This is a genomic window from Pseudomonas sp. Hp2 (assembly GCF_006386585.1).
Classification (GTDB): Bacteria; Pseudomonadota; Gammaproteobacteria; order Xanthomonadales; family Xanthomonadaceae; genus Pseudomonas_S; species Pseudomonas_S boreopolis.
The window spans coordinates 1-13580 of record NZ_VAHJ01000005.1 but is presented as its reverse complement, the minus strand read 5'-3'; the positions used below and the strand labels follow the sequence as shown (position 1 = coordinate 13580).

General features: G+C 70.1%; 11 protein-coding genes. 5 read left to right on the top strand and 6 right to left on the bottom strand.

What is annotated here, in order from left to right; all coding sequences use genetic code 11:
- Nucleotides 1–20 precede the first annotated feature (20 nt).
- On the top strand, nucleotides 21–776 hold the full coding sequence (locus tag FD678_RS14930; protein ID WP_140725395.1) for a DNA/RNA non-specific endonuclease: 756 nt from the start codon (nucleotides 21–23) through the stop codon (nucleotides 774–776).
- Between the two features lie 48 nt (nucleotides 777–824).
- Here the strand turns inward: FD678_RS14930 and hemB are convergent, their stop codons facing one another.
- From hemB to FD678_RS14915, 3 genes are all read right to left on the bottom strand, one after another.
- Nucleotides 825–1817 carry a porphobilinogen synthase gene (gene hemB / locus FD678_RS14925; RefSeq protein WP_140725392.1) on the bottom strand — a complete coding sequence of 331 codons (993 nt, stop codon included), beginning with the start codon at nucleotides 1815–1817 and terminating at the stop codon, nucleotides 825–827.
- Nucleotides 1818–1849: 32 nt separating this feature from the next.
- Nucleotides 1850–2767, bottom strand: coding sequence for a bestrophin family protein (locus tag FD678_RS14920; protein WP_140725389.1), 918 nt, complete (start codon nucleotides 2765–2767; stop codon nucleotides 1850–1852).
- 132 nt (nucleotides 2768–2899) lie between these two features.
- Nucleotides 2900–3148, bottom strand: coding sequence for a hypothetical protein (locus tag FD678_RS14915; protein WP_140725385.1), 249 nt, complete (start codon nucleotides 3146–3148; stop codon nucleotides 2900–2902).
- Nucleotides 3149–3326: 178 nt separating this feature from the next.
- Here FD678_RS14915 and FD678_RS14910 point away from each other — a divergent pair, with 178 nt between their 5' ends.
- Nucleotides 3327–3755 (top strand): hypothetical protein, encoded by a 429-nt coding sequence (locus FD678_RS14910; protein ID WP_140725382.1) that lies wholly within the window; start codon nucleotides 3327–3329, stop codon nucleotides 3753–3755.
- Between the two features lie 173 nt (nucleotides 3756–3928).
- Here the strand turns inward: FD678_RS14910 and FD678_RS14905 are convergent, their stop codons facing one another.
- The 3 genes from FD678_RS14905 to FD678_RS14890 form a co-directional block, all read right to left on the bottom strand.
- Entirely contained in the window at nucleotides 3929–5707 is a 1779-nt protein-coding gene (locus tag FD678_RS14905) for a DUF885 domain-containing protein (protein ID WP_140725379.1), read from the bottom strand.
- A gap of 986 nt (nucleotides 5708–6693) precedes the next feature.
- A complete protein-coding gene (locus FD678_RS14895) occupies nucleotides 6694–8928 on the bottom strand; it encodes a S9 family peptidase (RefSeq protein ID WP_140725373.1) in 2235 nt (744 codons plus the stop codon).
- A 193-nt stretch (nucleotides 8929–9121) separates the two neighbouring features.
- Nucleotides 9122–9811, bottom strand: a complete 690-nt coding sequence (locus FD678_RS14890; protein WP_140725370.1) for a glutathione S-transferase C-terminal domain-containing protein — start codon at nucleotides 9809–9811, stop codon at nucleotides 9122–9124.
- Nucleotides 9812–10083: 272 nt separating this feature from the next.
- Between FD678_RS14890 and FD678_RS14885 the strand changes: the two genes are divergently transcribed.
- The 3 genes from FD678_RS14885 (at nucleotide 10084) to FD678_RS14875 (ending at nucleotide 13239) form a co-directional block, all read left to right on the top strand.
- Nucleotides 10084–11340, top strand: coding sequence for a cation:proton antiporter (locus FD678_RS14885; protein WP_140725367.1), 1257 nt, complete (start codon nucleotides 10084–10086; stop codon nucleotides 11338–11340).
- 99 nt (nucleotides 11341–11439) lie between these two features.
- Nucleotides 11440–12048, top strand: coding sequence for a TIGR00645 family protein (locus FD678_RS14880; protein ID WP_140725364.1), 609 nt, complete (start codon nucleotides 11440–11442; stop codon nucleotides 12046–12048).
- Between the two features lie 159 nt (nucleotides 12049–12207).
- Nucleotides 12208–13239: an energy transducer TonB gene (locus tag FD678_RS14875; RefSeq protein WP_140725361.1), complete on the top strand. Its 1032-nt coding sequence runs from the start codon at nucleotides 12208–12210 to the stop codon at nucleotides 13237–13239.
- Nucleotides 13240–13580: the final 341 nt, after the last annotated feature.

Here is a 13580-nt window from a genome sequence, read left to right as displayed (position 1 = left end):
CTCCCACCGACGAGCCTGAGATGAAGACGTTCCAGCGTTGCGCCCTGGTCCTGATCGCCGCATTCGCCGCCCCGGCCGCCCTGGCGGCGACCGGATGCCCCTCGCTGTACTACCGCGGCGCCGCGCCGACGCTGGACGCTGCCATCGCCGCGCGCACCACCGAGGTCTGCCACAGCGAGTACGTGCTGATGGCCTCGGGCGTGACCAAGGGCCCGCTGTACTCGGCCGAGCACCTGACCGACCAGCAGGTCGCCGGCGCCGACGCGATCGGCCGCACCGGCTCGTTCCACGAGGAGACCGGCATCCCGGCCGCCGACCGCTCCGAAAGCAGCGACTACACCAACAGCGGCTACGACCGAGGCCACATGACCCCGGCCGGCGACGCCTCCACCACCACCTCGGAGAAGGAGACCTTCTCGATGGCCAACGTCGTACCGCAGAACCACAAACTCAACACCGGCAAGTGGGCCGCCATCGAGGAGCAGGTCCGCCAGCTCGCCCGCGACAACGGCGAGGTCTACGTGGTCACCGGCCCGGCCTTCGACACCGGCACGCCGGCGACCATCGGCGCGGACGCGGTGCGCGTGCCGGACTACGTATGGAAGGCGGTGTACGAGCCGGGCGTGGGCGCGGCGGCGTACTTCTGCCTCAACGACGACAGCATCGCCTGCGACGTGGTGTCGATCGACGACGTGATCACGATGGCCAGCCTGGACCCGTTCCCGGGCCTGGGCGCCAGCGCCAAGGCCACCGCGATCGCGCTGCCGATGCCGTGATGCGGCGCGGGCACGGGCGCGGCAACCGGGCCGCGCCCGCCGCGGTGCTCAGCCCTCGCGCAGCCAGCGCGCCACCTGCGGCGCGAAGTAGGTCAGCACGCCGTCGGCGCCGGCGCGCTTGAAGCCCAGCAGCGATTCCAGCACGCACTTGCGCTCGTCCAGCCAGCCGTTGGCGATGGCGGCCTTGAGCATCGCGTACTCGCCGCTGACCTGGTAGGCATAGGTCGGCACGTGGAAGGTGTCCTTCACCCGCCGCACCACGTCCAGGTACGGCATGCCCGGCTTGACCATCACCATGTCCGCGCCCTCCTCTAGGTCCAGCGCGATCTCGCGCAGCGCTTCCTCGCCGTTGCCCGGGTCCATCTGGTAGGTCTTCTTGTCGGCCTTGCCGAGGTTGCCCGAGCTGCCGAGCGCATCGCGGAACGGGCCGTAGAACGCCGAGGCGTACTTCGCCGAGTAGGCCATGATGCTGACGTTGAGGAAGCGCGGGTCGGCATCCAGCGCGCGCCGGATCGCGCCGATGCGGCCGTCCATCATGTCGCTGGGCGAGACGATGTCGGCGCCGGCCTCGGCATGCGACAGCGATTGCTTCACCAGCGCCTCGACGGTGACCTCGTTGAGCACGTAGCCGCTCTCGTCGATGATGCCGTCCTGGCCATGGGTGGTGTACGGATCCAAGGCCACGTCGGTCATCACGCCCAGTTCCGGGAAGCGCGACTTCAGCGCGCGGATCGTGCGCTGGGTCAGGCCTTGCGGATTCCAGGCCTCGGCCGCGTCCAGGCTCTTGGCCGCCGGATCGACCACCGGGAACAGGTCGATCGCCGGGATGCCCAGCTCCAGCGCCTGCTCGGCCTCGCGCAGCAGCTCGTCGATCGACAGCCGCTCCACGCCCGGCATCGACGCCACCGGCGCGCGTCCTGGCAGTTCGTGCACGAACACCGGCCAGATCAGGTCGTCGACGGTCAGCGTGTGCTCGCGCATCAGCCGGCGGGTGAAGTCGTGGCGGCGCATGCGGCGCGGGCGGTAATGCGGGTGGGCCATGGCGGGATTCCTCTGGCTTGGATTGAAGGGGGTCATTGCAGCAGGTAGTCGCGCGGCAGCAACGGCGGCGGCAGGTCGCGCTCGCCGAGCGCTTCGCGCTGGTCGATCTCGATGGTGCGCACCAGGGCGTCGATCGGCAGGTCGTTGGGCTCCAGGCCGAAGGGCTCCTCGAGTTCGTCGCCGAGCCGGTCCAGCCCGAAGAACGCGTAGGCCAGCAGCATCGACACCACCGGCGTCGCCCAGCCCAGCGCGGTCACCAACCCGAACGGCAGCAGCACACAGAACAGCCAGGCGCAACGATGCAGCAGCAGCGTGTAGGCGAACGGCAACGGCGTGCCGGCGATGCGCTCGCAGGCCGCCTGGATCGCCGACAGCGCGTGCACGCGCGCCTCGAGCTGGCCGTACAGGTAGGCGTCCAGCCGGCCTTCGTGCAGCGGCTGCGCCAGTTCGGCCGAGATCAGCGTCAGCATCTGGTCGGGCACGTTGCCGCGACCCCGCAGCAGCGCCGCGTCCCGGCCCGGCAGCCACGGCAGCGCCGCGGCCTGCATGTCGCGCGCGCGCAGCCGCGCCGCCAGCACCTGCGCGAACCCGGCCACGAGATAGCCCACGCGCTGGCGCCGCGCCGGGTCGCCGGCGAGCAGCACCGCGCACTGGCGGGCCAGGCTGCGCGATTCGTAGACCAGTTGCCCCCATTGCTTGCGCGCTTCCCACCAACGCTCGTGGCAGGCGTTGTTGCGGAAGCTCAGGAAGATCGACAGCATCAGGCCGAGCAGGCTGAAAGGCACCACCGAGATCCGCTCGATGCCGGGCGGGTGCGCCAGCTCGGCGAACGCGGCCACGGCCAGCGCGAGCACGCCGATCGCCAGCACCTTGGGCGCGATCGCCGGCACGATCGAGCCGCGCAGGATGTAGAGCAGCTGCCAACCGTGGGGACGCGGGCGGATGATCATCGCGGAGATCGCCGCGCGGCGGCCGGCGCCGGCGCGGCTGGGATCGTCGGGGGAACAGGCCGCGCATTCTACGCCTCCGCCGCGCGCCGCCGGACGGACCTGCGACGGATTGTCGCGGCGCTCCGCGCCGGGTCAGACGATGCCGCCGCCGAGCATCAACCGGAATACGCCGACCACGATCACGATGCCGTTGAGCAACAGCCCGGCCTTGGCGCGCCCGCGGTTGCCGGGCGAAGTGAACAGGATGCCGATCGCGGCGATGATCGCGCCCACCGCGGCGAACGGGATCAGGAACCAGTTGCCCCAGCCCAGCAGCGGAATGAACGCCAGGATCATCCACAACAGCGCCACGATGCCCCACAGCAGGCTGATCAGTCCCATCTTCGTGCTCCTTGGTCGGAACCGGCACGATAGCGCGCCGGGCCGGGCTGGCAACCGGGCCGGTGGTCATGCCTCGCCGGCCGCTTCACGCCCGGAGGCGCATGCTCGCTCCCGCCAGGTCCGGCCGCATTCAGCGGCCGCGCCGGATCATGCCACCCGACTGCTGAGGGGAATCGCCATGACCATACGCCTGTTGACCGCCGCGCTGCTCGGCCTTGCCCTGGCCGGCTGCGCGAGCTCCTCGAAAGTGATGATGGGCCAGGCGCGCCCGCCGATCGACCCGGCGTTCGTGCGCATCTACAACACCGCGCCGGTCGGCTCGGTGGAGATCGCGCAGATCGAGGCCACCAGCGCGGCCGGTTTCGGCACCCAGGGCCAGACCAACGCCGCGGTGGACCGGCTCAAGCGCGAGGCGGCCAAGCTCGGCGCCAACGGCGTGGTGTTGATGGGCGTGGGCTCGCAGCGCTCGGGCGGCGGCGTATCGGTCGGCGCCGGCAGCTACGGCGGCCACGTCGGCGGCGGGCTCGGCATCGGCATCCCGACCACGCAGAAGCATGCGGCCGGCGTGGCGATCTGGGTGCCGCCGGGCGCGCAGCAGCAGCCCTGACTCGGGCACCAGCGGACAGAGTCCCGCAAGGGTGTTTTTTTGTGGGAGCGACTTCGGTCGCGATGGGCCTTCCCGATAAAGCCCGTCGCGACTGAAGTCGCTCCCACAGAAGCGCCTCACAGTGTCATGTCTTGCGATACCGCCGCCGATTCCGGCGGCGGTACCTCGGTGGCTCAGCGCTGCGACGGGACGAAGACCTCCTCCACCGCCTTGGCCAGCTGGTCCGGCGGCAGCATGCCCTGGTCGAGCAGGAAGTTGTTGAACTTCAGCCGGTCGAACTTCGGTCCCAGCGCCAGCTCGGTGCGCATGCGCAGCTCCATGATGCGCGAGTAGCCGTAGAAATAGCTGCCGGCCTGGCCCGGCGAGCGCACCATGTAGCGGTCCAGCTCCTGCCGCGCCATCGCCGGCGACACGCCGACGTCGTTCTCCAGCACCAGGCGCGCGCGCTCGCGGTCGATCAGGCCCAGGTTCAGCATCGGGTCGAGCATCGCGCGCGCGGCGCGCAACAGGCGGAATTGCAGCGCGATCAGCTGCCCGTCCAGCGGCTCGTAGGGCACCATCTCGGCCTCGGCGTACAGCGCCCAGCCTTCCACGTTGACCGAGTTGAACGCGAACAGGCTGCGCGCCAGCGACACGCCGCGCTCGACCATCGCGGTGAACTGCAGCTCGTGGCCGGGCCGGCCTTCGTGCGCGCTCAGCGTCCACGCCGCCGAGCCGAAGTTGAAGTCGTCGTATTGCTGGCCCTTGCCGCCCGCATCCGGGTTGCCCAGCGGCAGCACGAACTGACCCTGCTGGCCGGTGTTGCCGACCAGCGGCGCGGGCAGGAAGTGCGGCGCCGGCTGCGCGGCGCTCTCGGCCGGCGAGCCCAGGCGCATCTGCATCGGCCGGTTCGGCACGTCGACGATGCGTTGCTCGCGGATGATCGGGTCGATCCGGTCGATCACGCCGCGGTAGTGCGACTCGAGCTTGTCGTCGGCGATCCTGTCGCGCTTGAGCGCGCGGATCACGTCGACGTAGTCGCCGGCAGGCAGGCCCTTCTCCTTGGCCACCAGCGGCGCGAGCTGGCGCATCGCCGAGCGCGTCTCCATGAATTCCAGCTGCGCGCGCTGCATCAGCAGCCGCGGATCGATGTCGATGCCGACCTCCTTGAGCTGGAAGGCGTACAGCGGCTCCGGCAGGCGCGTGTCCTCGCGCGCCTTGGGCAGCACCTCGGCGCGGGTCCAGGCGGCGTAGTCCTTCAACTGCCTGGAAACGGCGGCCAGCGCGCCGTCGTCCTTGATGCCGTACTTGGCGAACAGCTGGCCGATGCCGGCGATGTAGGTATCGACGTTGGCCAGCGCCTGCTCCACCTCGATCCGGGTCGGTTGCAGCAACTGCGCGTCGCCGAGCCGCTCCTCGTAGCGCGCCCGCGCCTGCGCGGCGGTCGAGGTGCCTCCCGGAGAGAGGCCGGCGTAGTTGCGCAGGCGATCGAGCGCGCGCGCGCGGCGCTCGGGCGGGGTCTGGTCGGACAGCAGGTTGTTGATGCCGCCGAACACCAGCTTGGGCACGTCCACCCACGGCAGCAGGTAACGCTCCTGCAGCTGGCTGCCTTCGACCTGGCGATCGATCGCGGCTAGCATGATCTCCAGGTCCTGGCGCACGTTGGCGTCGCGCTCGACGGCCAGCTTCTCATGCAATGCGGCGCGCGCCTTGGCCAAGGCATCGCGCTCGCGTTGGTCGTGGTTCGGTCCGAGATCGACGACCTTGTCGTCGTAGCCGGGCACGCCGAAGAAGCTGACGAATTCCGGCTGGAACGGCGCTTGCGCCTGCAACAGGATCTGCGCGTACTCGTTGCTGCGCGCGACCCACTGCGGCGTGGCGGGCGCGGCCGCCTTGGCCGGCGCCGCGGCCTGCACGGACGGGGACAACGGCGCCAGCAGCGCCAGCGAAACGGCCAGGACGAGCGGTTTCATCGGGTGGTTTCCTGCACAGGAACGGTAGCCGGCAACCTACGTGCCCGGCCGGGCGCCGGCAACGGGCCAAAGGTCATGGCGACGGCTGTAGCGGCGGCGCTGGAGAGCTGGGGACGACGGCCGACAACCGCTGGCAAGCCCATGAGCCATGCCGTTGCCGTTGCCGTTGCCGTTGCCGTTGCCGTTGCCGTTGCTCGTGATTTTGCTCTGGATTGGATAACACCTCCTCGCGCGGCGGCGCGCCAACCACTATGGCCCACAAATGTCACTGCGGCGCAGGCCCCTACGAAGCGGCGGAGACGGTGGGAAAAATCCCGAAGGGGCGACGTGCATGGATGCACGTCGTTTTTCGCCGGGGCAGGGCTCGCCGGAAAAAGGCGAAGCACCGCTTCGCCCCGGCAGGCGGGCATTCGCCGTGCGGCGAATGCCCCGGACTCGGCCGCATAGCGGACGAGCCCCGTCGAAAAATCCCGTCGGCTCCGCGGACCCGCAGCGCAGCTGCGGGCGCGAAGGCGGGGTGTGCTTGATCAGCCATGACCAGCCATTCGGCTGTTGTGAAGCGCTTCGGCTGCTGTGAAGCGCTTCTTTTGGTTACGTTTCTTTACGCGGCACATCCCTGTGCCGCGCCCTTGGGGCGGCTTCGCCGTGCGGCGCTGCTCCTGCAGCGCGCGTGCACAAGCAAAGAAAAGTGACTCGCCGAAGGCGAAAGCTTTTGGCTTGCTCGCCAAAAGCCACAAAAGCAACGTCCCTGGATCCCCGCCTTCGCGGGGATGACGGTAGATAGATGTCGGAGAACGGACCGATAGCGTGAAAGGCAAAGACGCTGGATCTTCGATCGCCGGCCATCGGACATAACCCGATCGCGCTCAACGCCGCGCAAGCCAATGACTCGCATGCAACACGCCTTCACCCCCAGAGAGAGAAGGAAAACCGAAGCACCCCGCCGCACCCCCGCCGCCCCCCCGCAACACGCCACGCCTGGGCCATCAATCGCCCTCAGGCTTCAAACAGCGCGCAATGAACGCCTCGGCAGTGCGGTAACGATGCAGCGCATCTTGCCCGGAAAGCCCGTGCTTGGCCCCGGGATACGTCATCAGCTCGAACGGCGTGCCCCGCTTCTGCAACGCGCTCATCAGCGCCGTGGAATTGGTGAACAGCACGTTGTCGTCGGCCATCCCATGGATCAGCAGCAACTTCGACGACAACCCGTCCAGGTGCTCGGCCACGCGCGCCTCGCGGTAACCGTCCGGATTGGCCGCCGGCAGGTTCATGTAGCGCTCGGTGTAATGCGTGTCGTACAGCGCCCAGTCGGTGACCGGCGCGCCGGCCACGCCGCAGGCATAGGCCTCGCTGTGCTTGGCCAGCAGCATCAACGTCATGTAGCCGCCATTGGACCAGCCCTGCACGCCGATCCGCGCCGGATCCACCCACGGCTGCGACTTCAGCCAGGCCACGCCCTGCAGTTGGTCGTCCACCTCCACCGTGCCCTGGCGCCCGTACAGCGCACCGCCGAACTCGCGGCCGCGCCGCGGCGTGCCGCGGTTGTCGAGCGAGAACACCACGTAGCCGTGCTGGGCGAGGTACTGGTCGAACATCGCGTCGGCGCGCGTGGGCCAACTGTCGACGACGGTCTGCGCGGCCGGGCCGCCGTAGACGTAGACCATCACCGGGTACTTCTTCGCCGGGTCGAAACCGGCCGGGCGCAGCAGGCGGTAATGCAGCGGCGTGCGCCCGTCGGCGGCGGTGAGCGTGCCGAACTCGACCGGGCGCAACGCATCGCGGTACTTGGCGAACGGGTGCCGCGGATCGCCCAGGTCGTTGTCCACCAAGGTGGCCAGCTTGCTGCCGTCGGCCTTGAACAACTCGATCTGCGGCGGCGTCGCGGTGTTCGACCAGCTGTCCACGTAGACGCTGGCGTTGCGCGCGAAGCTGATGGCATGCGTGCCGCGGACGCGGCTGAGCTTCTCGACCGGCCCGCCCGCCAGCGGCACCACGTACAGCTGCCTCTCGGTCGGCGAATCCTTGGTCGCGGTGAAGTACACCTTGCCCGCGGCTTCGTCGACGGCCTCGACCTGGTCGACCACCCATTCGCCGGAAGTCAGCGGCGTCGAGGCGGTGCCGTCGGCCGACACCACGTAGAGATGCGAATGGCCGCTGCGCTCGGAGTTCCACAGCAGGCGGCCATCCTTCAGGAAGCGCAGGTCGTCGTGCAGCGGCACCCAGGTCGGCGAGGTCTCGCTGAGCAGCGTGCGCTGCGCGCCGGTGGCCAGGTCCGCCTCGACCAGGTCGAGCCGCTTCTGGTCGCGCGACTGGCGCTGGAAGGTGAGCCGGTGCGGGTCGCGCCAGTCCACGCGCGCCAGGTAGATGTCGGGATCGGCGCCCAGGCCGATCCACCGCGGCGCGGCGCCCTGCTTCGGCGCGATCACGCCCAACTGCACGCGCACGTTCGGCTGGCCGGCCTGCGGATAGCGCTGCTCGACCACGTCGGTGTGGTCGGCATAGACCTCGTAGCGCTTCTGCACCGGCACCGGCGCCTCGTCGATGCGCGCGAAGGCGATCGCCGAATCGTCCGGGGCCCACCAGTAGCCGGTATGGCGGTTCATTTCCTCGTCGGCGACGAACTCGGCCACGCCGTTGCCGATCGTGTCGCTGCCATCGCGGGTCAGCCGCACCTGCGTGTCGCTGGCCAGGTCGATCACCCACAGGTCGCGCCCGCGCACGAAGCTGACGAAGCCGCCCTGCGGCGAGAGCTTGGGATCGGTGGCGAAACCCTCGCCATGGGTGAGCCGGCGCACCGCTTCCGGCCCTCGCTTGCGCAGGTCGTACAGGTACAGCTCGCCGCCGAGCGGGAACAGCAGGCGCTGCGCGTCCGGCGCCCACTGGTAATCGACGATGCCGCTGTAGGCGGCGAGGCGCTGGCGTTCGCGGCGCGCCTTTTCCTCGTCGCTCAACGTTTCGGCGCCCGGCAGCACCACCGTGGAATCGACCAGCAGGCGGGTCTGCCCGCTGGCGATGTCGTACTCCCACAGATCGAGCCGGTTGCGGTCCTCGGCCTTGCCGCGCAGGAAGGTCACGCGCGAGCCGTCCGGCGCCACCTGCGGCTTCATCAAGGTAGGTCCGGACAGCGGCAACGGTCCGGTGATGGCTTCCAGGGTGAGCTTTTCGGCGTGGGCGGCGACGGGCGTGGCGAGCATGCAGGCGGCGAGCAACAGGGAGCGCATCGGGGTCTCTGGCAACGGGCGGGAGCCCTCCGCTGGCGCGAGGGCGTGGGCACGAGGGTAAGCGCAACCGCTTGCGCGGGTGAACCACCCCTCGGGCACTTGCGCCGCATGCCCATGCCGGCTTCGGTCGCGGCCGCCTTGGCCGCGGCCCTCCGCAGGACGCGGCGGATCCCGGCGGCCCGCCGCGCCTCGATCAGCGCTGCCCGAACAGGTGCTTGCGTTCCTCGTCGCTGAGCGGCTTGCCGGCGTTCGGGTTGACCTGCCGCTTCAGCGCGTAGGCGCGCTGCGTGGCCGGGCGCGCGGCGATCCCGTCCCGCCAGCGCTGCACGTTCGGGTACGCCGCCATGTCCAGCGGCGCGCCGTCGTAGGGGTTGATCCACGGATAGATCGCCATGTCGGCGATGCTGTAGTCCCTGCCGGCGACGAACGCATGCTTCTGCAGCTGGCGGTCGAGCACGCCGAGCAGGCGCTTGACCTCGTTGGTGTAGCGCTCGATCGCGTAGGGGATCTTCTCCGGCGCATAGACGTTGAAGTGGCCGTACTGGCCGGTCATCGGGCCCAGCCCGCCCATCTGCCACATCAGCCACTGGTTGACCGCGACCTTCTCGCGCACGCTCGCGCCGGAGAACCGGCCGGTCTTGTCGGCCAGGTACAGCAGGATCGCGCCGGACTCGAACACGCTGACCGGGGCGCCGCCGTCGGCAGGCGCGTGGTCGACGATCGCCGGCATCTTGTTGTTGGGCGAGATCTGCAGGAACTCCGGCTTGAACTGGTCGCCGGCGCCGATGTTGACCGGCTTGATCGCGTAGTCCAGCCCGGCCTCCTCCAGGAACAGGGTGATCTTGTGGCCGTTCGGCGTGGGCCAGTAGTACAGGTCGATCATGGCAAGGCTCCGATCATGGACGAGGATCGCGCCGCGGCGCGGGAAAGACCGCGATAGTAGGCCAAGCGGACGGGAAGACGGCGGCAACACAGCGTTTTGCGCACCCGGGCAATGACGCGGCGAGGACGCGCCGCCGGGATCCGCCTTCCATGCCTGCCCGGAACGGGTGAATTCCCGCCCCTCGCCGCGCTACGCTTCCGCGCCTGCCGCCCGGGGACGCGGCCGCCCGGCGCGGGCGCATGGGGAACCTCGATCCTGACAGGATGCACAGCATGAATCCGACCTCGTTGTTGCTGGTCCAGCTCATCGTCATCCTGGGCGCGGCGCGCCTGTGCGGGAGACTGCTCCGGCATCTCGGCCAGCCGCCGGTGATCGGGGAAATGGCGGCCGGCCTGTTGCTCGGCCCGATCGTGTTCGGCGCCTGGCAACCAGGCCTGCATGCGGCGCTGTTCGCCAGGGACAGCCTGCCCGCGCTGTCGAGCCTGTCGACCCTCGGCGTGGTGCTCTTCATGTTCGTCGTCGGCCTCGAGCTGCGCGCGCCGGAAGGGAATCGCGCCCAGGTGCGCTCGGCGTTCGCCACCGGCCTGCTCGGCATCGTCCTGCCGATGGCGCTCGGCCTGGCGATCGCCCCCTGGCTGCATCCGCGCTTCGCGCCGGCGGGCGTGGCCTTCTGGCCGTTCGCGTTGTTCATCTCGGCCGCGATGTCGGTGACGGCGTTCCCGGTGCTGGCACGCATTCTCAAGGACCGCGGCATGACCCGCACCACCGCGGGGCGGCTGGCCCTGGGCGCGGCGGTGATCGACGACGCGATGGTGTGGATTTTCCTGGCGGTAGTGCTGACCCTGACCGGCCGCAACGAACACGGCAGCATCCTGTTCACCGCCGCCGGCGCGATCGCCACCGTCGCGGTGGTGTTCGTGCTGCTCAAGCCGTTGTACGCACGCCTGCTGCAGGCGCATGCCGGCGACGACGCATTCCCGCGCCAGGCGTTGGCCTGGGTGCTGGTCGGCCTGCTGGCCTGCACCGCCGTCACCGAGTGGATCGGCCTGCACGCGATCTTCGGCGCCTTCCTGTTCGGCACCTGCCTGCCGCGCGACGACCGCCTGCTGCGGTACCTGGCAGAACGCATCGAGCCGATCGCGGTCACGCTGCTGATGCCGGTCCTGTTCGCGCTGGCCGGCCAGGCCACGACGCCCGATGCGTTCGCCGGTGCGGGCATCGGCGCGTTCGCGCTGATCCTGGCGATGGCGATCGCCGGCAAGGTGCTCGGCTGCACGGTGGGCGCGCGCCTGAGCGGATACGGCTGGCGCGACAGCCTCGCCGTCGGCTCGCTGATGAACGCGCGCGGCCTGATGGAATTGGTGGTGATCAAGATCGGCCTGGACAGCGGCGTGATCGGCCCCGCCCTGTTCACGCTGCTGTTCGGCATGACCCTGGTCACGACGCTGATGGCCTCGCCGCTGCTGGCGCTGTGCCACCGGAACGCAGGCCCGGGAACCGCGCACGGCAATACCCGGGCAGGTCCTTGACCGGCCGCCTTCGCACCGTCCGCATGCCTGCCGGCGATGCTTGGCAGCTCATGGATGCGCCGCTACCCTGCGGCTCCTTCCCCGCACTGCCATTGCCCGATGTCGTCCTCGCAGAAGCTTTCGCCCATTCCCGCCCTGATCTTCGCCTCGCGCTGGCTGCAGCTGCCGCTGTACCTCGGCCTGATCCTCGCCCAGGGCGTGTACGTGTTCCTGTTCGGCAAGGAGTTGTGGCACCTGGTCCACGAGGCGCCCAGCCTGGGCGAGCAGCAGATCATGCTGATCGTGCTCGGCCTGATCGACGTGGTGATGATCTCCAACCTGCTGGTGATGGTGATCGTCGGCGGCTACGAGACCTTCGTCTCGCGGCTCCGCCTGGAAGGCCACCCGGACCAGCCCGAGTGGCTGAGCCACGTCAACGCCTCGGTGCTGAAGGTGAAGCTGGCGATGGCGATCATCGGCATCTCCTCGATCCACCTGCTCAAGACCTTCATCGCCGCAGGCGCGCTCGGCGGCATGCCGCTGTGCGCCCCGGAGGTGCTGAGCAAGACCGCCGGCCAGGTCGGCCAGGCCAGCTGCGCCACCCTGACCGGGGAGGGCGTGCTGTGGCAGACCATCATCCACTGCGTCTTCATCCTCTCGGCAATCGGCATCGCCTGGACCGACCGGCTGATGGCCCCGTCGGCGCACGGACGCGAGACCGCCCACTGACGTGGCGGGGATCACGGTTTTTTCCACGACCGGCGCACTCCGGGCCGACCGGAGCGCGCCGGTCGATGCTAGATTGCGGAATCCGCCGCCGGTTCCGGGAGAAGCCGGCGGCGTTCCAACGCCGCAGCCGTTCATTCGCAATCGCGCCAAGGGGGAAACATGTCGGATCTGAAGATGGGCCGTAAGGCACGACGGATCGTGCCGCTGATGTTGCTGGCGGGCCTTGCGGCCTGTTCCGGCCAGGGCGACAAGCCGGCCGCCGAGTCGCCGGCACCGGCCGAGAACGCGCCCGCGGCACCGGCCGCTGCTCCCGCCGGTACGCCGGCCGCACCCGCCGCCGATGCCGCGCTTTCGCCGCAGGTCGCCGGGATGTCGGTGGACCAGCTGCGCGAGGCCGCGACCCGGGCGCTGCGCGAGAACCGCATGTACGCCCCGGCCGGCGACAACGCCGTCGAGTACTACCTCGCGCTGCGCGACAAGCAGCCCGGCGATGCCAGCGTCGCCAGCGCGCTGACCGACCTGCTGCCCTATACCCTGATCGCCGCCGAGCAGGGCATCGCCCGCGAGGACTTCCCGGAAGCCCAGCGCCTGGTCGCGCTGATCGAGCGCGTCGACGCCAAGGCCCCGGCGCTGCCGCGCCTGAAGTCCGGCATCGCCAATGGCCTCCAGAACGCCGCTTCGCGCACCGCGCAGGAAGCCGAACGCGCCAGGAAGGAAGCCGAACAGAGGACGCAGCAGCAAGCCGAACAGAAGAGGCTCGCCGAGCAGCAGGCCAAGGAGGCCGCCGCGGCCCAGCAGATCGCCGCCCAGCAGGAAGCCGCGCGCCAGCAGGCCGCCGAGGCCGAGCGCCAGGCCGCGGCCAAGCGCGAAGCCGACCAGCGCGCCTCCGCGCAACCGGCGGCCCCACGGCCCGCCGCGCCGGCCGCGGCCACGGCACCGTCGCTGCGTCCGATCAGCACGCCCGCTCCGCGGTATCCGCCCGATGCGCTGCGCGCCGGTACCGCCGGCGAAGTGCTGGTGGAGATCACGGTCGGCACCGACGGTTCGGTGACCAACTCGCGCGTCCTGCGCGCCACCCCGCCGCGCGTGTTCGACCGCGAAGCGCTCAATGCCGTCAAGCGTTGGAGATTCGAGCCGGTGCCGGCCCCGGTCACCACCCGCCGCACGCTGTCCTTCAATCCGGGCAACTGATCCCGGCCCGTCCGGGAGCCCGGTACGGCCGGGCGTCCCGGCGGCTCCTATCGCCTCGCCGAGGCCCGGGCTCGTGCCGGGCAGGCCGCGGATGCCGGCCTGCCCCGAACCTGCTACTTTCCGTCCCGCAGGGGGCAATCCTGGCCGGATCACGTGTCGGCCGGGCCGAGCTTTTGCAGGTGACGCAATGGAAGCGTTGAGGACGTGGTTGACGCAGTCGGCGCGTCTGACCGACGCGAGCCGCTTGCACCGCTTGGAGCTGGCGGGGTTGCCGGCGCAGGTGGTGGAGCGGTGGTACGGGCGCGAGGAGGTCTCGCGGGGGTACGACTACTGGGTGGACG